This window comes from Streptomyces sp. NPDC126510 (assembly GCF_040302345.1).
GTDB lineage: Bacteria > Actinomycetota > Actinomycetes > Streptomycetales > Streptomycetaceae > Streptomyces.
Genome location: NZ_JBEORR010000057.1, coordinates 1 through 21027 on the forward strand (window position 1 = coordinate 1; position 21027 = coordinate 21027).

Annotated in this window: 10 protein-coding genes and 6 pseudogenes; 5 read left to right on the plus strand and 11 right to left on the minus strand. The window is 70.3% G+C overall.

Going from position 1 to position 21027, the window contains the following annotated elements; translation table 11 throughout:
- Positions 1-241 precede the first annotated feature (241 nt).
- From ABTX60_RS41145 to mscL, 4 genes and pseudogenes are all read left to right on the plus strand, one after another.
- A pseudogene (locus ABTX60_RS41145) lies at positions 242-1013 on the plus strand (transposase).
- Positions 1014-1497: 484 nt separating this feature from the next.
- A pseudogene (locus tag ABTX60_RS41150) lies at positions 1498-2084 on the plus strand (DUF4240 domain-containing protein).
- A gap of 44 nt (positions 2085-2128) precedes the next feature.
- A pseudogene (locus tag ABTX60_RS43370) lies at positions 2129-2257 on the plus strand (Mu transposase domain-containing protein); the annotation flags it as partial.
- A 21-nt stretch (positions 2258-2278) separates the two neighbouring features.
- Positions 2279-3016: a large conductance mechanosensitive channel protein MscL gene (gene mscL / locus ABTX60_RS41155; protein WP_502992498.1), complete on the plus strand. Its 738-nt coding sequence runs from the start codon at positions 2279-2281 to the stop codon at positions 3014-3016.
- On the opposite strand, the gene fxsT is transcribed toward mscL, so the two are convergent.
- From fxsT to ABTX60_RS41200, 9 genes and pseudogenes are all read right to left on the minus strand, one after another.
- Positions 2957-7162: an FxSxx-COOH system tetratricopeptide repeat protein gene (gene fxsT / locus ABTX60_RS41160; RefSeq protein WP_352101869.1), complete on the minus strand. Its 4206-nt coding sequence runs from the start codon at positions 7160-7162 to the stop codon at positions 2957-2959. The genes mscL and fxsT overlap by 60 nt on opposite strands.
- Positions 7163-7282: 120 nt before the next feature.
- Positions 7283-8344, minus strand: coding sequence for an AAA family ATPase (locus ABTX60_RS41165; protein WP_352101870.1), 1062 nt, complete (start codon positions 8342-8344; stop codon positions 7283-7285).
- Positions 8341-9870: a VMAP-C domain-containing protein gene (locus ABTX60_RS41170; protein WP_352101871.1), complete on the minus strand. Its 1530-nt coding sequence runs from the start codon at positions 9868-9870 to the stop codon at positions 8341-8343. The genes ABTX60_RS41165 and ABTX60_RS41170 overlap by 4 nt, the downstream gene beginning before the upstream one ends.
- Positions 9871-9966: 96 nt before the next feature.
- Entirely contained in the window at positions 9967-13446 is a 3480-nt protein-coding gene (locus ABTX60_RS41175; RefSeq protein WP_352101872.1) for an effector-associated domain 2-containing protein, read from the minus strand.
- Entirely contained in the window at positions 13418-14380 is a 963-nt protein-coding gene (locus ABTX60_RS41180) for an AAA family ATPase (RefSeq protein ID WP_352101873.1), read from the minus strand. The genes ABTX60_RS41175 and ABTX60_RS41180 overlap by 29 nt, the downstream gene beginning before the upstream one ends.
- On the minus strand, positions 14377-16392 hold the full coding sequence (locus ABTX60_RS41185) for a VMAP-C domain-containing protein (RefSeq protein WP_352101874.1): 2016 nt from the start codon (positions 16390-16392) through the stop codon (positions 14377-14379). The genes ABTX60_RS41180 and ABTX60_RS41185 overlap by 4 nt, the downstream gene beginning before the upstream one ends.
- Positions 16393-16394: 2 nt before the next feature.
- Positions 16395-16796, minus strand: coding sequence for a CU044_2847 family protein (locus ABTX60_RS41190; protein WP_352101875.1), 402 nt, complete (start codon positions 16794-16796; stop codon positions 16395-16397).
- Between the two features lie 701 nt (positions 16797-17497).
- On the minus strand, positions 17498-18097 hold the full coding sequence (locus ABTX60_RS41195; RefSeq protein ID WP_352101876.1) for a hypothetical protein: 600 nt from the start codon (positions 18095-18097) through the stop codon (positions 17498-17500).
- A gap of 14 nt (positions 18098-18111) precedes the next feature.
- Positions 18112-18929: pseudogene (locus tag ABTX60_RS41200) on the minus strand (IS5 family transposase).
- A gap of 90 nt (positions 18930-19019) precedes the next feature.
- Between ABTX60_RS41200 and ABTX60_RS41205 the strand changes: the two are divergent.
- Positions 19020-19849 (plus strand): annotated as a pseudogene (locus ABTX60_RS41205) (IS5 family transposase).
- Here ABTX60_RS41205 and ABTX60_RS41210 read toward each other — a convergent pair.
- Positions 19841-20065: pseudogene (locus ABTX60_RS41210) on the minus strand (winged helix-turn-helix transcriptional regulator); the annotation flags it as partial. The pseudogenes ABTX60_RS41205 and ABTX60_RS41210 overlap by 9 nt on opposite strands.
- A gap of 55 nt (positions 20066-20120) precedes the next feature.
- Positions 20121-20891 (minus strand): transposase family protein, encoded by a 771-nt coding sequence (locus ABTX60_RS41215; RefSeq protein ID WP_352101877.1) that lies wholly within the window; start codon positions 20889-20891, stop codon positions 20121-20123.
- Between the last annotated feature and the right edge of the window lie 136 nt (positions 20892-21027).

Consider the following 21027-nt stretch of genomic DNA (forward strand, 5'->3'; position numbering starts at 1 on the left):
ACGAGGGACTCCGCCCGGCACGCCGAGAGCACGCACCAGACGCCGCGGGGCCCGCCCTCCGGGCGGACGACGGGACTTTGCGGACACGACCTAGCTGAAGGAGCGCCTGTTCATCGAACCTTTCGTTCATGCGCAGGGGGATCACGAAACGATCCGCCGCCTCTTCCAGACGCCTCACCAAGTCCGTCTCCATATGCGCCTCCGTATCGGCCAGTTCGCAACGCGGTGGGACGATCTTCTCGTGGCAGGTGTGATCACGGCGTCACAGCCGTCTTGGATAGGTCCGTTCACCGGGCTGAGCCCACGCTGCTTCGGCAAACTGGTGAACGCCATGCGCCGCGCGGGAGCGGACGCGGTTCGGCGCGGTCGGCCATGGAGCTTGCCCCTGGAGGACCCGCGTCCTGCTGGTCACGGCGTACTGGCGAACCAACTTGACACTACGCCAGCTGGCGCCGCTGTTCGGAATCTCGAAGTCCGCGGCCGACCGCGTCATCAACCGCCTCGCACCGCTGCTCGCCCTGCGGACGCGCAGACGCTTCCGCAAGGAGACCGTGCTCATCGTGGACGGCACCTTGGTCCCCACGCGTGACCACACGGAGGCCGAGCAGTCGAAGAACTATCGGTATTGAACCAACCACCAGGTCGTCATCGACGCCGATACACGGCTCGTCGTCGCCGTGGGCCGGCCTCTGCCCGGTAACCGCAACGACTGCAGAGCATGGGAATCGTCCGTAGCGAAGGCAGCCGTCGGCAACACCACGGTGATCGCTGACGGCGGTTACCGTGGCACTGGCCTGATGATCCCGCACCGTCACGAGCCCGGCCAGACGGATCTCCCGGCCTGGAAAGAGGAGCACAACCGCTCACACCGCAAGGTCCGTGCTCGTGTCGAGCACGCCTTCGCCCGCATGAAGAGCTGGAAGATCCTCCGCGACTGCCGCTTGAAGGGAGACGGTGTTCATCACGCCATGCTTGGCATAGCCCGCCTGCACAACCTCGCGCTCGCCGGATAGACCGGCCGGAGGCGGCCATGCCCGATACTGAACGGTCGCCTCCGTTGATCGTTGCGGGACAGCCTTTAGCTCGCCGCCGGGCACTGCGGCCCAGTGAGGAATACCGCACCCCGACCGACGCCGAATGGGAGGAGTTCCTTGGCCACTTCGAACGGCGCAAGGTCGCCACCGGGCTCTGCGGACGGGCCTTCTCAACCCCTTGCATTCATGAGAACGCCTGCTTGCGATGCTCGATGCACTGGCCCGACCTTGCTTAACGGGCACGGATCGTCGACCTCCGGGACAACATCATCGCCCGCATCGCGGAGCCCGAGCGAGAGGGCTGGCTCGGCGAGGTCGAAGGACTCCAGGTCACCCTCGCGGGAGCGGACGACAAGCTCGCCCAGATCGACCGGCGGGTTCCGCGAACCGTTGACCTTCCCCTGCCTACTGCCACGACCGGACCCCGGAGTCGGCTGTCAGCGCCAGGTGAGAGGGTGCGGCCATGAACATCGACGAATTCTGGACCGTTATCGAAGCGGCACGCACCGACGCCGCTTCGACCTCCGAAGACCCGAGCCAAGCGTTCGCATCGGCCCTGGTCGAGCGGCTTGCGGCGACGTCGAAGCAAACGATCTTCGAATACCAGCAGTGCTTCGATCAGCTCCACGGACGATCTGCCGCTGGGACGTGTGGGCTGCCGGCTATCTGATCGGTGGAGGCTGCTCCGACGACGCCTTCATGGACTTCCGCGCCGGCCTCATCGCCCAAGGCCGAGAGTGGTACGACCGGGCGGCTATTGCATCCGATGTTCTCGCCCAGTATCCGGACGTCATCGCTGCGGCGGCCGCAGGGAGCGACGAGGCACTGTTCTACGAGACGGTCAACTACGCGGCCTCCTACGCCTACGAGCGCATCAACGGTGACGAGGGCGACTGCACTTTCTACGACGACTACGATGAGTTCTGCGGACCCCGAGCGGACCGCGGGCCAGCTGATATGGGCGAGAGCTTCGATTTCGACGACGCCTCAAAGATGCATTCCCGTCTTCCCAGACTGGCCCAGCTCTTCCTTGATCACGGAGACGACTGAGTTCGCGGAGCCTCCTCACCGCCAAGTTCAGAGAACAGGTCAGTGTCCGCACCAACCGCTACTCGGTGCCGGTGCGGCTGAACGGACGGCGGGTGCGGGTCTTGCTGCACGCCTCCGAAGTGGTCATCTACGACGGCCGCATGGAGATCGTCCGGCACGAGCGCCTCGTCGCCAAGGGCGCCGTCCGCAGCTTCATCCTGCGCGGCAACGTGGTCGACCTGGCCGTCGGCATCGTCATCGGGGCAGCGTTCACCGCCGTGGTGAACGGCTTCGTCAGCGCCTTCCTGACCCCACTCGTCGGACTGGCCACCGGCGCCACCGGCGACATGAGCCGCAAGACCTTCACTCTAGGCGCCACCGAGTTCCCCTACGGCGCCTTCATCAACGCGGCGATCAGCTTCCTCCTCCTCGCCAGCGCCCTGTACTTCCTGGTCGTGCTCCCGATCAACAAGCTCCACGAACGCCTCGTCCCGCACCACGACGTCCAGGCCCCCAAACGGGACTGCCTCGAATGCCTCAGCCCCGTACCCGCCCAGGCCCGACGATTCACCCCGGTGCCCAGCCCCGATGACCTGCTCGGCATGCCCGCCCGGCTCTGCTACAGCATCGCCGCCCGCTACGCCCGTGCCCACCGTGAGGACGGCTTGGTCTACACCGAGGGATTCGCTCTCACCCATGCCGGCTCCGGCGTGTACCTGCCGCACGCCTGGGTCGTTCGGCCCGACGGCACCGTGCTGGACCCGACCTGGCACGACGCACCCGGACGGGCCCGCATCGGCATTCCGGTCGCCCGTACTCGGCCGACGGCACGCCTCTGGCGAACCGGCCCTGGTACCGGCGCCACGCATCGCACAACCCGTGGACGTCCTGCGTCACAGCGGCAGGCACGCCACGTCGTACTCCACCCGCCTCAGTTGACGTGCCGCCAGTAACCACGGGTGCTCCGGCCGCAAGACGGCCGTCATCCCCGCCACGGCGGCGCGCTGCCGGGCGTCGGCCTTCGCCCCGTGCCCCAGACCTCGGTGATCGAGGGCCAGGTTGGCGGCGCACACCAGCGTCAGCGGGTGTCGTCCGCCCAGGGCCTCTGTCAGCAGCGGCAGGGTGGTCTCGTCGATCTCCCGTGCTCGGTCGAAGTCCAGACGGGCGTATGCCGTGGTGGCCCTGGCGAGCGCGACGCCGAGCGTCATTGGGTGACGGGGACCCACCGACGCGTCCAGTTGACGGGCGACGTGCTCCTCCAGCTCCCATGCCTCGTCGAGCATGCCGAGCCCGCGCAATGCGGCGGCCAGGTCGGCCCGGGCCGTCAGGGTGTACGGGTGATCCTCGCCGAGGCGGGCGGCGAGACGCGGTGCCGTGGCCGACGCGAGCTGGTGGGAGGCATCGGTCTGACCGGTCAGACGCCTGTCGGCCGACGCGTGGACCGCGACCGCCAGGGTGCGGGGATGCTCGGGACCGTACAGGGCCTCGAAGCGCCACAGCGCCTCGCCGGACAGCTCGGCGGCCTCCGTGAGCGCCCCGTCGCGGCGTCGGCAGACGGCGAGGTTGTCGACGATGTGGGCGGTGAGCGGATGTTCCTCGCCGAACACGGAACGCGTGCGGCGATGAAGGTCCTCTTGGGCGTGGCGGGCCGCCGCGTAGGCGCCGCGCTCCCGCACATCAAGGGTGACGGCGTCGAGACTGATGAGCGTGGCGGGATCGGTGCTGCCCAGGGTCTGCCGGCGGTATCGGGCGTTCTCCTCGTCGACGGACAGTGCCTCGTCGAGCTGGCCGCACCAGCGCAGATCGACACCGAGCTGGTGGGCTGCGTCCAGCGTGACCTGGTGCTCGGCCCCGAACTCGCGCCGGGCCAGTCTTACGGCTTGCTCGCTCAGCTCCCGTGCCTGCTGAAGCCTGCCTTCGTGGCGGCGGGCCACGGCTAGTTCGGACAGGGAGGAGATCAGGTTGCCGAATTCGGACGGGACACGCCGGGCCATGCGAACGGCGTGCTCGGAGAGGACCACCGACTCCTTGACGCGGCCGCTGCGCCGGAACAGGGACGCACAGGTCCTCGTCATGCGGACGACATCGGCGTGCTCCTCGCCCGATGTCGCGAGCCAGGCGGCCCTGGCCTCCTGGCCGAGGTCGAGGGCGCCCTCGACCTCGCCGCAGCCTGCGAAGAACACCACGGTTCGATGGATGAGCGATCGAACCGTCGCGTCGCCGCTGTCCACCGCTCGCGAGGCCCGCAGGTGCGGCCACAGTGGGCGAAGCCCATGCCAGGCATCCGGGGAGCCGGGGGCGTCGGCGGTACCGTCCCCGAGCGCGGCGAGCCGCGCATGGGCTTCCTCGCGGGTTCGTCGATGGTCCTCGGCCGACAGACCGGCCAGCAGCACCTGCCGGAGCCGCCGGTCCAGGCGCACGGTGCCACTGTCCTCACCGGCGTTCACCAGGGAGAGCTCGACGAGCTTTTCGAGGGCATGCGCCAATTCGCCTAGCTCGCACGGTGCTTCGCTTGGCTGCGTACGCCCTGGGACTCGCAGCACGACGAGCGGGATCGGCTCGGCAGCCAGGTGGGCGCACACGTCCAGCAACCGGCGGGCGTACGGTGCCCGCTCCCCGAGCATCGTCAGGGCGACGCCCCAGGCCGTGGCCAAAGGGACGGGCAGGCCGGGTATCGCGTCCAGCAGCTCGGTCGCCGGGTTATGACGGCGCATCAGGTCCAGATACGCGTCGACGGGCATCCCGGTGCTCAGGTGCCAGGCGGCCGCCTGCTCGACGGCCAAGGGCACGTCCCCGAGGGCTTCGGCCAGCCGTTCGGCTTCCTGGTCGGAGAGGGCCGGCACGCGTCCGCGCAACAGCGCCACCGACTCCTCGCGGTCGAAGACGTCCAGCGTCACCGGGGGCGCCACCCGCGCCCACGCGAAGTTGCGGGACGTGACCAGGACTTTGCCCGGGCCGTGCACCGGAAGGTGCCGCATGACCTCGTCGACGTCATCCGCACCGTCGAGGACCAGCAGCCACCTGCTGTGCGGCAAACCGCTGCGCAGAGCCTCGCCGAGGACCGGTATGGCCGACTCGACGGTGAGCTGTGTGCCGCCCGTCGGGGCGAGGCCCAGCTGCGCCGCCGGCTGGGCGAGCGACGGCAGGAGCAGGCCCTTGTCCGCCACCCGGACCCAGCAGACGAGGTCGTACTCGTGTGCGTGCCGGTGGACATACTCCCGCGCCAGTTCGGACGCGCCGACACCACCGAGGCCCTGCAAGGGATGCGGAAGCACGCAGACGAGGCTGTGGTCGGTGAGATGGTCGGCCACCGCCCTCAGCTGGGCCGTCCTGCCCACGAACCGCTCGTTGCGCGCGGGGACGTTCAGCAGGACGGCGGGCGATCGGGGCGGTGTCCCGGAGTCCTCTGAGCTGTCCGAGGCCGTGCCGCTGTTCGGGGGGCCCGCCGTGGCCGCATCGGGTGCCTCGGCAAAGGCTGGTTCGCCGTACGGCACGAGCGAGCGCTCGACGACGGTCTCGCGAGCAGGGATCCTCCCGGCCGTCGCGTACACCGCATCGCCGAGGGCGTGCGGCCCACCTATGGACTCGATCCGCCGGGCGCGCTGCGCGTAGGGCCCCGACAGCGCCCGCATCACCGCCAGCTCGGCCCGCTGCCACCTCCCGGCGCTCGGGTCCGGCAGCGCGGTCGCCACCGGATCGCGCAGCGCGGCACGCAGGGCGAAACCGTACTCCCCCGCCGCGGGAAGCTCGCCGAGGATGTTGACGACCAGGGCCAGCTGGTGACGTGTCGTGGTGGCCAGAAGCGCCTCGCGGATCCCGGCGGCGAACTCCGGGGCCTGCCCGTCGTCGTGGTCCCAGTCGATGAGCCCGCCCATCAGGATCTCGGCGAGGTGCTCCGTGTCGGCTCCCAGGCTGGGGTGGTGGCGCAGCTGCTCGATGAGGTCGAACTCGAGAGGTGCCGCGGCCAGCCTGGTGGCGAGGCGACGGGCGGCCGGCGTGGCGTGGCCGAAGAACCTGCGCACGATCGCATCGGGGGGACGTCGCGGCGGAACGAGTCCGGGTGCGGGCCGCCCCGTGTGCAGCGACCCGGCCAGCACCACGGGAAGCTCACGCGCACCCGTGACACCGACGACGAGATCGGCCCAGGCCATCAGGGATCGGGGCTTCAGCGTGAGCACGGGGACGATCAGCTGCTGACGGTCCGCCCACAGCATCGTACGGGCCACGTACGGGTCGCCGTCCAACGCGCGCAGGTGGAGCCTTGAATTGGGGGTTCCGAAGCCCGCGGCGCTCAGGGTGGCCGCCTGGGGCTTGAGGGAGGCGCGGTGCCGCAAGTGAGGCGGCAGCAGGTGGACCACGGCGGTGGGGCCGGCGGCGCCGAGTCGGCGGAGCAATGCGTCGGCGGCGGCCGTAGTCCAGCCGTGCCCCATGCCGTCGGTGACGACGAGGAAGACCTGATCGCCCCTGGCACCGACGATCTCCCCCAGGTCCGTCGAGCCGCGCGCCGGGCCCCGGCGCAAGGCCGGCGGTCCCGTGACCGGCACGTCCACCTGGGCCGTGAGGACGTTTGCGAAAGCGCCGCTGTGCACGGCGGCGTTTTGGAGCGCCTGTGTCTCCTTGCGCCAGGCGGCCATGGTGGGGCCGGTGTCGACCAGCAGGACCAGGTCGAAGGCCGGGCGCAGAACGGGTCTGAACGCCGGCATTAAGAGCCCGTCCGCGACCAGTTGCTCGGCCGTGAGTTCCTCGTCGAGCAGCACCGCGTCGTGGGACGGCACACGCCGCTTGAGCCGGTGCAGGGCACGCGCCAGCCGCGCCGAGTGGGCACCCCGGCCGGATGGCCGAGGGCGCGACGAGGGCAGCGCGGGCGAGCCGGGGTGGAGATGGCCGAGGCCCTCCGTGTCGGCGGCCGGAAGCGCCCGCGCGTGGGCCACCGGCCCAAGCGCCTCGTCCTGCGGCTCCGGCACAGGCTCGGAGGTCTCCGGCGCGGGAGCCAGCGGCTCCTCCGGCGGCCGGTACGCATCCGGCGGCGCCTCGGGCTCCCTTGGGACGGTGCGCCCGGTACGGACCCAGTGCGCGGCCAGCCAGACGGCATCGGCCACTTCGTGCCAGTCCGGGCCGTCCTCTCCGGAAGGGGACGGGGCAGGCGGTGGAAACGCGGTTGGCCCCGGCCCGGCGGGCTCCTCGGCTCCCGGTGCGCGCTCGCGCGGGGTTCCGGTCATTCAGCGGCCCGTCGAAAGGTCGCGCAGCAGCATCTCGAGGAGGCGGCGGCTCGACCCGTCGTCCCGCAGACCGCCGGCCGTGGTGAGCTGAACCGCATTGAACAACTGGTCCAGGGAATGGGTGCCCCCCGACCTGACCCGCTCGAGGAAGAGGTCGACCAAGGGCTCGGCATCGGGGGGAAGTGACCTAAAGTGATTGCTCACGATGGCGAGGAGCTTTTCCCGGCTGGGGGTGGTCATCTCCAGCGGCAGACAGCGCCTGCGGAAGGCGGCGGGGAACTCACGCTCGCCGTTGCTGGTGATCACGACCACGGGAAACTCCCGGCACTCCACGCGGCCGTTGCGCACCGACGCCCGTCTGTCCGGATCACTGGTGTGCACAGCCATGCTGTCGTGCGAGTCCCGCACCAGTTCCGGCACTTCGTAGCTTCCGTTCTCCAGCACGTGCAGCAGATCGTTGGGCAGGTCCAAGTCGCTCTTGTCGAGTTCGTCGATGAGCAGGACCCGGGGGCGTTCGTAGGGCAGCAGTGCGGTGCCCAAAGGTCCCAGGGTGATGAAGTCGCCCAGCGACGGCAGGGGTTGGCCGTCGGCCCCGCGCTCGACGCCGTCCGTCCCCGGGGAGTCGGGGCCGGCGGCCCGCCAGGCGGCGATGGCCTGCGCACGGCCCAGAGCGTCGTACGCGTACAGTCCATCCCGCAGGTTGGTACGGCTGACGATGCTCCACACCAGGACGCGTCCCAGGCCCATCTCGCGCGCGACCAGGAAGGCGAGGGTCGACTTGCCGACGCCGGGCGGGCCGGTGAGGAGCAGCGGACGGCGCAGCAGCAGGGCCGCGTTGACCATCTCGATGCTGGTCGCGTCGAGCTGGGACACGGGCTCCACCTGCCCGAGGCGGCGCCGCGTGGCTTCCTCGTCGTCCTCCGGCGGCGTGAGGACGGGCTCCCCACGGAACCTGCGCCAGGGCGGCGCCTCCGGCAGGGGGACGGGCCCTCCGTCGGGGAGCGCTCCCGTGCCGTGAAACACATGCCAGCCCGGTGCGCTCTCCGGGGGCGTCCCTCTCATGTCCAGCTCTCCTCGCTGCCGAAGGTGTCAGTGTCCGGGCCGTTCTCCCAGGGGTCGGCCTGGTCGACGAGCCGGGTCGGATCGTCCCAGAGGAACGCGATGTGCCGGCCCAGCAACAAAGGCCCCTCTTCATGAAGTTCGGCGGTGCGCCGCAGCCGCTGGATCGCGTGCGGCAGTTGTTCCACCGAGGCCACGGAGGCGAACACGGCGGACATGACGCTCCTGCGCTCGGCGTGGAACGCCCCCCGCCGATCCCAGATCGCGAGCCCGATTCCCGCAGCGATGACCGCCCTGAGCACGGACGAGGCTTCGCCGTCCGGCGCGTCGAGGACGGCCGCCGTGTAGCGGGGCTCGGCCGCCAGAGTGGCCTGCCACCGGTCCGCCCCGGCCGCGCTCGCCTGCCGCCACTCGTACGCCTGCACCCCCTGGCGGTGCAGTGCCCGCCAGCGCTCCTGCCATTGCCTGCGCAGCAGTGGATCAGTGCTGCGCATGCGCTCCAGGCTGCGCAGATGCACGCCGTACCTGAGTGCCAGGGGCAGTGGCCGGCCTTCTCCGGTCTGGTGGGTCAGTCCGGCCACGTCGTGGTTGAGCAGGTCGTAGGGAAGGACGAACTCGATGAAGGGCGGAGGGTGGACGACACCGGACGTGTCCTCGCTCTGGGCTGACAGCAGCTGCGCCAGTTGCCGCAGGCACCGTTGGACGGCGGCTCCGAGGCCGTCGAGTGTGGTGGTCTGCGGTTCCGCGGGAAGGGGGTGCCAGCGGCCGGGGACCGTGCTGAGCCAGGGCCGCACGACGATCTCCCCAGTACCGTCGCGCGCGGGTTCGACCATCACGACCAGGCAAGGGGGGACGGACGGGTCAGGGCGGTTGCGCAGGCGGTCGGCCCGGCGCCGGTCCAGTGCGGGCAGCAGTCCGGCCCGCCTCGCCCAGTCGTCCGCCCATGCGGCCAGGGCCCTGCGCCGGCTCGGGACCCGGACCGAGGCGGCGGCATGCTCCATGACCAGTACGGCGGGCGGCAGCCCGTCCGGCTGGGTGTTCAACTCCAGGAGGTGGGACAGGAGTTGCGGGGGCGTGAGGCCGACGGGGATGTAGATGCCGAGCTCGTCCGCGACGCCGTCCCGCACGGCGGGCCCGGACAGGGCATCCGCCGCTTGGTCGAGGAGCATTCGCGCCGTGTTCACGTCCTGCTGGGACAGCGGTCCGGGAAGGAACTGCGCCGGGCCGCCGACGGCGCCGTACGGGAGCAGCCGCTCGATCCCGGTCGCGGCTTGCATGCCCTCCAGGATGCGTACCACCGCGACGAGGGCGGACGTGCCCCCGCGGACCTGCAACGCGGCCCGGCTCAGCGTGACGGCGTCCTCTCGCAGCCGTACGCACCGCAGTTCGACGGTGGTGCCCAGTTGCTGACCCAGCACGTCGGCGAACACCAGCCGCCCCTGCGGTTCCTGCATGCACGACAGTTCGCACAGCGTCTCGGTCAGACCCAGCAGCAGGGCCGGGTCTGACGCTCGCTTCAACTCGCCCATGTCGCCGACGGCTTCACCGCCCTTCCCCGCAAGGCCGGAGATCCGGCCCCGCGAGCGAAGCTAGCACGCCCGGCCAGGCATGAGCCGCAGCCTTTGTCACATCTTCCTCCTGGTCGCGGCGCGGCGTCGTCGCAGAGCCTCGGTGAGCCCGGTGCTCTCGGCCCAGGCGTCGGCCCAGGCGGTCAGGGCGGCCCGGTGGGCCGATGCGCGGACCAACCGCGCCGCGCACTCCATGAGCAGGACGGCCGGCGGTAGGGCGTCGGGTTGGGCGTTGAAGTTCAGTGCCCATGACAGGAGTTGCTCGGGCCGCAGCCCGGTGGGCGGACGTACGCCGGTCAGTTCGGCCGAGAGTGCCTCGTGCAGAGCGGTGGCGGAGAGCTCGTCGTCGGCCGCCCGCAGCAGCGAGCGCGCGCCTGCCTCGTCCGCTGCGGGCAGGATTCCGCCGGCTTCGCCCGTCGAGGTGGCGGCGATCAGCCACGCCAGGTCGTCGGCCGCTGCGGGCCCTTCCATGATGCGGACCGCGTCGAGGAGCGTTGGGGCCCAGCCGTGGACCTGCATCGCCGTGCGCAGTAGGACGACGACGTCCTCGCGCAGCTTCACGCCACGCACGTCGACCGGCCGCTCCAGCAGGTCCCCCAGCAGGTCGGCGAACTGCCGGCGGCCTGCCGGGTCCTCCATGCACTCCATGGCGCTCAGGGCCTCGGCGAGACGGCTCACTAGCGCCAAGCGGTCGTTGTCCGGCTCCACGCCGTCGCGCTGCCGCGACGGGGCGGACGGATCATCGGCCAGGGCGAGCCGCCGTGCGAACATCACGCCCGTCGACGCTCCTTCGAACACGGTGACGACATCGATGAGGGCTTGCAGCCCGCTCTGTTCGGCGAGTGCGGCACGCACCAGAGTGACGACGTCCTCCCGCTGTCGAGCGCCCCGCAGAGTGATGGTTCGGCCCAGCGTGTCCTCCAGCAGTGCGGCGAACTGGAGGCGTCCCGGCTGGTCGTCCAGAGAGTCCAGCTCGCACAACGCGTCCGTCAGCTGCCCCAGCAGTTCGACCGCCCTGGAACGGGTGTCGTCCTGCCGTGCCGGTGCGATCACGTGGTCGGGATCCGCGCCGCACTGGCCCCACCGGATGTCGAAGCGGGCGCCGATCTGATAGGCGCGATCTTCCACCCTGATCGGGATGAGGATGTCGGAGCGCAGCCGGTCGGCCAGGGCCCGCGCCGTCACCGGGTCGAAGCCGCCGACGAGGATCGCGAACGAGTCGGTGCCCAGCCGGGCCACCGTGTCGTCGTCCCGCACGCCGGTCACCAGTCGGCGGGCCACTTCGACCAGAACGGCGTCGCTCACGGCGGCGCCGAACCGGGCGTGGATGCTGTGCCAGCCGTCGAGTGTGCAGAGGAGCACCGCCAGACCCTGTTGCCCCGCTTCGGGATCCTGGGACGGAACGCGCGCATGGCGGTGTTCGGAGTCGTCGGGGGATGCCGGCTCGTTGCAGAGCAGGTGGGCGAGCTGTCCGTGCAGCGTGCGGGAGTGGCGCAGGCCGGTGAGGGAGTCGCTGCGGGCCCGGTAGGCCGGTGTCAGGTCGAGGATCGTCGCCGGCGCCGGCGGGGTGTCGAAGCGGGTCGTCACCAGGACATGGCCCGGTGCGGTGGCGACCTGGTCCAGGAACGCGGTCACGTCGTGATCGTCCCTGACGTGATCGAGGACGAGGAGCCAGCGCGTGTGGGAGCCGAGCCACCCCGGTGCCTCTTCGGCGGATGGCTCCGGGGTGACCTGTGACGTCGATGCCACCGCGGCCATGAGGTGCTCGAGGCCCGTTCTCAGCGTCGCGGCGTCACGACCGTCCACCCACCATGTCAGCGTGTAGGTGTCCAGTGTCCGATGGGCGTATTCCAGAGCGACGGCGGTCTTGTCCGAGCCAGCCGGTCCACGCAGTACGACGGGCGGGTCCTCGCCGAGTACCAGGCTTTCGGCGATCTCCTCCACGATGCTGTCGAGGGCGGGCAGCCAGCGCGTGGTCCGGCGCTGGGGCAGGTTGTGCGTGCGCCGCGTCCACGGCGAGGGCGGGGGCGGGGCCGCGCGCCCGCCGCCCGGGCCCGCCCCGGCTCCGCTCACCGGTCCCAGCTCGGCAACCGGGCGTCCGTCCCGCGGCAGGGTCAGCGTGCCGGTCCGCTCCGCGATCACCGCCGGAAAATCCGGCGTACGGCCGAGGCGTGGTGCGATGTAGTCGCTCACGACGTCGACCGTGTGCTGTGCCGAGCCGCTGTTGATCACCGCGCGCAGCACACCGAGTGTCTCCGGCGGGAAGATGAACACGTCCTGACCCGCGAGCGGTTCGCCCAACCGCATCAGGCCGCTCAGCAGGACCTCGGCCAGGCAGACCGGACTGGTCCCGGGCAGAGCCGCGGCCTGGACGAGCCGCATCACGGGAAGCGTCAGCGGATCGACGGCCGCCAGGTGGGCGGCCAGTTGGTAGGCGTGCGGCGAGACATTGGCCCGGAAGCGGCGGACGTGGTCGGCGACACCGTCCGGCCCTGGCTGCTGCGTGCCGTCCACGGACGCGGTCTCGGCCGGAGCGACCGCGTCCGTCACCCGCAGGGCCGCAACCCCGCCGGGCAACGCGATGAGGTCCGCCCAGGGCCGCAGGCTCGCCTCGTCCAGTTCCAGCACGGGCACGGGAAGAACGGGGCGCGGGCTCAAGGAAGGGGGCAACCAGGGATCACGGGCCCTCAGCAGGCTGTTGGACGGTGCCGACGCTGCCGTACGCACGAGCATGGGCTCCGCGGCCACCCCGGTTCTGCGCCACAGCCTGGTGGGGAACAGATGGATCACCGCAGTCGGTGCCCTACGGGCCAGGGCGGCGAGGCTGCGCCGCGCGGTGCCGGTGTACCAGTGGTCGGCGACCGCGTCGGTGACGGCGAGGACGACGGTCGGGTCTCCGGTCAGCAGTGCCGAGGCCTCGAGCGGGCGGACGCGCACCGAGCGGAAGATGCCCGAGCCCGACAGGGCGTCGGTCAGCCCGGCCACGGTGTCCCGCCACACGCGCATGGACGGGCAGTCGTCGACGGCGAGGACGAGATGCAGCCAGCGGTCCTGGACCGGCCGCAGCACGAGGTCGAGGACTCCGCTGTCGGCGATGGACTCGGCGGTCGCGCTCTCGTCTAGCTCGTAGCGGTGCGCGGACGGCACTCGTCGTTTGAGGGGGCGCAGGGCCCGGACGAGGTCCAAAGGGTGACGCAGCCCTCGGATGCCGGGGAGCCGGATCGGCGCGCCGGCCTCTCCACCGGCACCCGTTCCGGCAAGGGTGTGGATCTGGCGACGGCCGTCACCCCACACGGTCGGCGCGGCGGGTTCGGGCTGCCGCGCCGCCAGGTCCGGGGCTGCGGATCCGGCGGCGGGCAGGGCGTCGGCTTGCGTGACGGCGCCAGCTGCCCGGTTCCCCGGCGTGTGCAGCGCCAGCCACAGGACGTCGCTCAGCTCTCTAGGGGACAGCTCGGCTCCGGCGTCACGCAGGACGGCGTGAAGGCGGGCGACGAGAAGTTCGTCCGGCTCAGCGGGCGCCGCCGTTCCTGAGCTCACGCAGCACCGCCTTCCGCAGGTGGGCGGCCTCTGGGTGGACGCCTCGGTGCAGGAGGTGGACAGCGTGCAGCAGCTGGTCGGTGGCGAGTCCGCTGGCGTCACGGTCCGTGATGAAGGAGCTCACCAGCTTCTCGACTCGCGGCCACTGGGCGTCCAGGTCCGGGAGGTCCTGCGCGAAGTGCGCCCGTACGATGCTCTCCAGTTCTTCCTGGTTCGGCTCCGGCAGTTCCAGCCGGACGCAGCGACGCAGGAAGGCCGGCGGGAACTCCCGTTCGCCGTTGCTGGTGATCACCACGAAGGGGAAGTCCTGGCAGCGGACGGTCCCCTGCCGTACCCGGACCTTCTCCTGGGAGCCCTGGACATGGACGTCGACCTCGGCCTGCTGCTGGGGGAGGCGGGCCAGTTCCGGGATGGTGAACTCGCCTTCCTCCAGCACGAACAGCAGATCGTTGGGCAGATCGAGGTCGCTCTTGTCGAGCTCGTCGATGAGGAGCAGCCGTGGCCGTCCCTCGTGGCGGGTGGCCAGCGCGGTGCCCAGCGGTCCGAGGCGTACGAAGCTGCCGATGTCGTCAGTGCCCTCCTCCCGCTCCCGCAGCCGGCCGATGGCGTCGTAGCGGTACAGCGCGTCGGTGAGTGTGGCGCGGGTGTTGACCGGCCAGACCAGTACCGGTCCGAGCCCGAGTTCCGCCGCGACGGCGTGGGCTAGCGACGACTTGCCGGTACCGGGCTCGCCGGTCACCAACAGGGGCCGGCGCAGCCGCAGAGCGGCGTTGACCACCTCCACCTGGTCCGACCCGATCAGGTACGGCCGCCGCTCCACGTCGTCGTCCGGGCGCGGCCGTCGCCAGGGTGGGGCCTCGGGCAGCGGCACGCCGTCGTCGTAGGACCCCCCGTCGCCGCGAAAGAGCCGTTCCTGCGGGCGGTCGCTGCTCACGCAACGCCTCCTTCCCCTGTCGGCGGGTGGACCAACCGCTGCTGCGGCGGCGCCCAGCTCGGGTCTTCCCACAACAGGGCGAGATGAGCCCCCATGTGGGTGGTGTCCTCCGGTGCCTCGGCGCGCTGGAGCCTGACCTCTTCCCGCAGCCGGCGCGGCCAGTCCTGGGGTACGACCGTGCGCAGCGCCGTCTCCGCGTCCTTGCCGTGGGCGCCGCGATGCCACAGCACCACCGGCACACCCAGGTAGCGGCACATGGCCAGTGCGGCATTGCGCTGTTCGGGCGGACAGCAGGCGATGACCAGAGCGATCTCGTCCTGGCGGTTGAGGACGCTGTCCGCGGTGCGGTGGTCGAGCATCACGTAGGGACCGGTCGTGCGGTTGCGCCCGTGGTCCCAGCGGGTCTTCCAGACTCCGGGGCGGCGTATGCTCTGGCCGCGCAGCACCACCACCCGGTCCCGTCCGAGGTGCCGGGGCTCGTCCAGACCGGCATCGGTCGGCAGCCGGTCGACGGCCAGGCCGAAGAAGCCCTCCTCCAGCAGGAACTCCACGCCCGCCGTGTCGTCGTAGTGGTCGAGCTCCCGGACGGCCGCGGAAAGCCGGGCGCACAGCTCGGCGCGGCTCCCGGGGCTCTGGCCACTGGTCCACACCGGGCCCTCGTTGCCGCGGTCGTCGTAGAGCCGTATCTCGTAGCGGTAGGACTCGGCCGTGGGTTCCGATGCCCAGAGCCATACGCGCAGCACCGGCTGCACGGTGCGCGCGGACGCCCGGGAGGCGGCGGACCAGCGGCACTGCCGGGCCGCGGCACCGCTGACACCCAGGCGGCCCGTCATCCGGTCCGACCAGTCCCGCAGGGCGTCTCCGTCACCGCGGCGGGTCGCGGCCGCCTCCTCCACCACCTGGATCAGGGGCGGGACCACGTCGGGTTCGACGGCCCGGTCCTCCAGATCCTCGATCAGGGTGCCGATGCCGGAGGAGCAGGGGTCGGGCAACACGAAGTGCGGTACGGCGTGGTGGGCCGCCGCACGCAGTTCCCGATGTGCGCCGGGGCCCAGGAGCGCGATCAGATCGTCGTACTCCTCCTGTGTGAGAAGGCGTGCCGGTCGCAGCCGGGCCGCGATGCCGCTCAGCTGCCGCAGCAGGTCCTCGGGTTGTCTGAGGGCGCTGAGCAGGGTGGGTACGCCGCGTGGATGGAGCAGGGCGGCGTCCACGACTTCCGTGCTGGTGCCGGGGGTTCTGCGCAGTCCGAGGGCATGGCCGAGGCGTTCCGCGCAGCGGCGCAGCTTCTTTCCGGGCAGGTCGTCGAGGACATCGACCATGTCGTCCCGGCAGGCGCCGGTCCGGGCGTCGTAGGCGGCCGGGGCGACGGCGGGGACCACGCCGGCGGATGTGAGGAACCTGATCACCTCGGAGGCGCCGATGGCGTACGAGCGTGGATTGTCGGGTTCGGTCGACACGATCAGGCCGGTCACACATCCGTGTTCGCGGTCCCACAGCGGGGCTCCGCTGTGACCGGGCAGGATCCTCAGCGGGGCGCGGCCGGGGTCGAGGATGTACCAGGGGCCCATCTCGGCCTGGACCCGGACGTCGACGAGGGAGCGCGGGGCTCCGTGGTGGTACCAGGTCCACAGGCATCTGCCGCGGGTCGCTCCGATGGGCACGGGCGTGATGCCCTCCGGCATCGACTCGATCCTCAGCAGGGCGAGATCGCCGTCCCACCACTGATTGGCGTGCGGCAGAGGAGGCAGCCAGCCCGCCAGCCCGACGGCGTGCCGCTGCGGACCGGCCCACGGAAGGGAGACGGCGACGCGCGTCATCTCCTGGGCGGTCGGCTCGGCCGTGGCCAGTTTGGGCCTGCCCAGCACCGCGTTGATCACATGAGCGCAGGTGAACAGATATCCCTCGGCGACGACCACACCCGCGCCCAGGCCTTGTTCCGACGCCCCGGCGTGCACGGTGACCCAGGCCCGGCGGACACCGGCATCCGGGTCGCCGTCGTACGTCGGATGCACGGTTACTCCGTGGGCTCAGGAGCCGTCGGCGGAGTGGAGGGATCTTCGAGATTCCACGTCGCCGACACCGTGAGGCTCGCCTCGCCCTTGTTGGCGACGATGCCCAGGGTGAGGTCGTTGCCGACCTTGACGCCGAGGGAGACGGTGAGTTGTTGGGGCCGCCGGTCCATGGTGGACACCGTGTCGTGTACCGACTGAAGGACGGGAACCAGCGGTTTGAGTACCTGCCGCAACGCGCCGCGGGTCGCCCGGGCGACCCGTCCGTGCCCGTCGCCCGCGACGGGCACGAGAGGAGCGGAGCCGGGTGCCGCCCCGGCGGCCGCAGAGTTGGCCAGCGGACTGGGGAACACCTCCAGTAGCACAGCCTGGCCGTCGTCGAAGATGAACTCCACAAATTCCCCCATGGCTCCAAGTATGGCAGCCGCAGGACCACTTGACCCCAGGAACGATGGGCTTCGGCACGGATCTGGTGGCGAGATAGTGCCGTGCGCCGGGTGCACTGCAGATAACGATCCGGTCCGCGATTGAGGACGCCGTGGGATCGGATCGAGCGCGGAGACTGAAGGACTTCGCCGACCTCACCGACCTCCGGATGAACGAGTCCACGTGGCGCGCGCTCGACCTGATGCGCGCCTACGCCGCCCGCGAACGCGCCGGAGTCGTCGAGCACCTCAAGCGCCTGAAGGCGGACCAGCTGGAGTACGCCGGAGGCGTGCTCATCACGATGTACAACGACACCCACCAGGTTCGCTGCGACACCGGGCGTCCCTGCAACCCGGCGACCGTGGTGAGTGAGGTCGACGCGGTGGCCCGCTTCGCGCCGACCGAGCACGAGTTCGCCGTCACCACCGCCGCCCGGCGCCTGGCCCGCGACGAAGTGGAGATGCAGGAGCTCATGGACACGATGGAGGTCCGCGACCGCATCCACACCATGGCCGTCTACAGCCTTGCTCTTCAGCTCGCCGTGTTCAGCCGCAAGGGCGTCCAGCGGTCCCTCGACCAGGCCGCGCTCATGAACGAGTCGATCGGAGGGCACCCGCGGCACACAGACGGGATGAGGCGACGTCGTCGCCCAGCTCCCCGAGCCTGCCTGGTTGCCCTGCGGTCAAGGGCCGAGCGGCTCAGAGGGTGCGCAGCGTGGCCTCAATCGCCTCCACGATGCAGTCGTGGGCCGCTGGAGCCGCTCGATAGGCCCGTCCCACGGGGGCCGGGGCCTGCTCCGCGATGCGGTCCAGCACCCGCACGAAGTTCTGTCGGCGGTGAGGAACACGTCGCAGTCCGGCAGGTAGGAGGCGTGTGGGGCGTCAATGGGGTTGCCGTCGGTGGACTTCGTATCCTCCTGGACGGTGTCTGCCGCCCATCGGAGCCAGTTGCGCGGCATATAAGCGGGTTCCACCTCGTAGAGCCAGAACCGGTTGAACGCCTCCCGAGAGGCGCACATGGCGCGCAGATCTACCCAGGCGCAGACCCAGTCCGCGTAGGTGGTGTCCTCGTGCGTGAGCATCGCGCGGCGGTGCGTCGCGAAGGCACTCCAGTACACCTCCTGGTTGTACGGCCGCCATGCCGCATTTTCCTCGCCAGTTGCCCACCCAGCGCGCTGTTCCACTGTGGTCTCCTCACTCGGGGACATGGTGATCCGAGAGAGGTCGCAGAGGTTGAAGCCAGCGTCGCGGACACGCTCCCGCTGCTCCTTCTGGACGTTCACAATAAGACCGTGTCCTACGTGGTGAGGCGGACGAGTCGTTTGTAGCAACACAGGGCGGCTGCCAGCCCGAGAAAGGCCAGGTAATTGCGGGGATCGCGCTCATAGCGAGGGCTCAGGCGTCGGTAGCCGGACAGCCAGGACATCGTCCGCTCGATCACTCAGCGGCGCCGGCCCAATCGTTCGCTGGCCTCGATGCCTTTGCGCGCGATCCGTACTCCGATGCGTTTGCCACGTAACCATTTCCGCAGGTCGGCACGGTCGTAGGCTTTGTCCGCGTGGAGGCGCTGGGGCTTGAAGTGACGGCCGCGGTGGGGGCCGTGTCTCGTTTGGTGACCTCGACCATGGGCTTCAGCCCTTCGCTGTCATGGGTGTTGCCGGCCGAGACGCCGACGAGGAGGGGCAGTCCGTTCGCGTCCGACAGGACGTGCATCGTGGAACCCGGCTTGCCGCGGTCCACGGGGCTCGGACCTGTGTGTTCGCCCCCTTTTTTCGCCCTCACGTGGGCGGTGTCGAGGACGACGCGGGTGACATCGATGAGGCCAGCGTCGTCAAGCTGGTGCAGCACGGCCTCGTGGAGGCGCCCCCAGACGCCGGCTCTCGACCAGATCAGGAGGCGGCGGTGAGCCGTCGATTTTGATATGCCGAAGCACGGCGGCAGTTGACGCCAGGCGCAGCCGCTGACCAGGACGTAGATGATGGCCGCGAAGAGCGTCTCATCAGGCGTGTCCTGCGTTCCGCCGCCCTGCGGCCGCACCTTCGACGGCGGGATCAGCGGCTTCGCGATCTCCCACAGCCCGTCCGGAACAATCCAACTCCACGTACCCCGCCCCATACCGAGTACAACGACGCCTCACCACGTAGGACACGGTCTAAGAACTCCTAACGAAATGATCTTCGAGGTGGTTGGATCACTCCAGGACTGATGATCCGGGGGTGTGGGGTGGCTCGGCCGAAGCCATGGGAAGTCGATGACGAACTGTGGGCGGTGCTCGAGCCGCTGCTTGCCCAAGGTGGAGCGTCGGAGTCGGCACCCGGGACGCAAGCGGCATCCGGACCGGCTGGTGTTCCAGGACATCCTGTTCGTACTGCACACCGGAATCGCCTGGGAACACATGCCGCAGGAACTCGGCTTCGGGTCGGGTATGACCTGCTGGCGGCGCCTGGCCGAGTGGACCGAGGCCGGTGTGTGGCCCCGGCTCCACGAGGTCCTGCTGGCCGAGCTGCGAGGCGCGAATGCCCTGGACTTCTCCCGGGCGGCAGTCGACGGCTCTCACATCCGGGCGTTAAAGGGGGAGCCAAGACCGGACGAAGCCCCGTCGACCGGGGCAGGACGGGCAGCAAGCATCATCTGATCACCGATGCCACCGGCATCCCGCTCGCCGCCACCCTGACCGGCGGCAACCGCAACGACGTCACCCAACTGATCCCACTCCTGCAGGCCGTGCCGCCGGTGCGGGGCAAGCGCGGCCAGCCCCGGCGCCGCCCAGACGTGGTTCTGGGCGACCGAGGCTACGACCACGACAAGTACCGCCGCCTGGTCTGGGATCTCGGCGTGAAGCCTCTGATCGCCCGCCGGGGTACCGGGCACGGCTCCGAGCTCGGTACCCAACGCTGGGTCGTCGAGCGCGCCTTTGCCCATCTGCACTGGTTCCGCCGCTGCGGATCCGTTGGGAGATCCGCGACGACATCCACGAAGCCTTCCTCACCCTCGGATGCGCACTCATCTGCTGGAGACGTCTGCGCTCACTCTGAGGGGGAGGACCGGGTGGCGGTGCATTCGGTTTCCTGCGCGGCCATGACCTCGTCGCCATGCTCGAACGCCCATGCGCCGACAGCGTCGATGGGTGCCAGCAAAGTCCGCCCCAGGGCGGTGAGTTCGTAGTCAACGCGCGGTGGCGCTCCAGGATGTGCCTGCCGGTCCACCAGTCCGTTGGCCTGCAAGCGCCGCAGCGTCTCGGTGAGGACCTCGTGTTGCAGAAGGTTGTGTCTGGGCAGGTGAAGGCCGGTTTTGGGGCCAGCCTCGTCATGCGGTGAGGGCGAGGTTGTGCATGTGGGCAACAGCCTGGACCGCGTGGTGGAGTCCGTTGCCGCGCTGCCGGCAATCGCGGAGGATCTTGTAGTGCTTCATGCGGGCGAAGGCGTGCTCGACGCGGGCCCGGACCTTGCGGTGCTCAGCGTTGTCCTCCTCCTCGCCTGGCAGCAGGGGCCTGCCCTGGCGTTTGCGGTGCGGGACGACGAGCCCGGTGTTGATGTAGGCGCCGTCGGCTAGGACCGTCACGCCCTCGCAGAGGGCGGCCAGGCCGGAGTCCCGCCAGGCCTTCGCGTCCGCCGTGTTGCCGGGCACCGGCCGGGCCCCAGCGATGACCAGCTTCGTGTCGGCATCGATGATGACCTGTACGTTCGCCGAGAACCGATAGTTGCGTGAGGACGCGCCGGTCTTGCGGTCGCGGACCGGGACGAGGGTGCCGTCCACGATCCACAGCCGGTCGATCGCGTCGGCCGGACGTGCTGCCGGCTCGATCGCGAGCAGCGGCCTCAGCCGCTGGATCACCCGGCAGGCCGTCGCAGGCGAGACGCCGAACAGCGGCGCGAGCTGCCGCATCGTGAGGTTGGTGCGGTAGTAGACGGCCACCAGCAGCACCCGGTCCGCCAGTGGAAGGCACCATGGACGGCCGCCACCAGGCCCGTTCCCGCCCCGTTCACGTACGACCTTCAGCAGCCGCTCGAACTGCCGCATCCGCAGACCCGTGAACGTCTCCACCCACAACGGCTCAGCCCTCAACACCCCGCCCATACAGGGGAAATGCCCGAACCGAAGCCTTCTGCAACACGCTTTAAAGGGTGTTGCAGAAGGCTTGGCGGCGGGCATGGCTGGGTGATGGCTGACCTGCTGTTTCACCCTGCCATGGCGAGGTTGTGCATGGTGGCGA

Coding starts and splice junctions, on each gene's coding strand:
- ABTX60_RS41165 (WP_352101870.1), bottom strand. CDS start 8,344: ATGAGAGGGACGCCCCCGGAGAGCGCACCGGGCTGGCATGTGTTTCAC.
- ABTX60_RS41170 (WP_352101871.1), bottom strand. CDS start 9,870: ATGGGCGAGTTGAAGCGAGCGTCAGACCCGGCCCTGCTGCTGGGTCTG.
- ABTX60_RS41190 (WP_352101875.1), bottom strand. CDS start 16,796: ATGGGGGAATTTGTGGAGTTCATCTTCGACGACGGCCAGGCTGTGCTA.
- ABTX60_RS41215 (WP_352101877.1), bottom strand. CDS start 20,891: ATGGGCGGGGTGTTGAGGGCTGAGCCGTTGTGGGTGGAGACGTTCACG.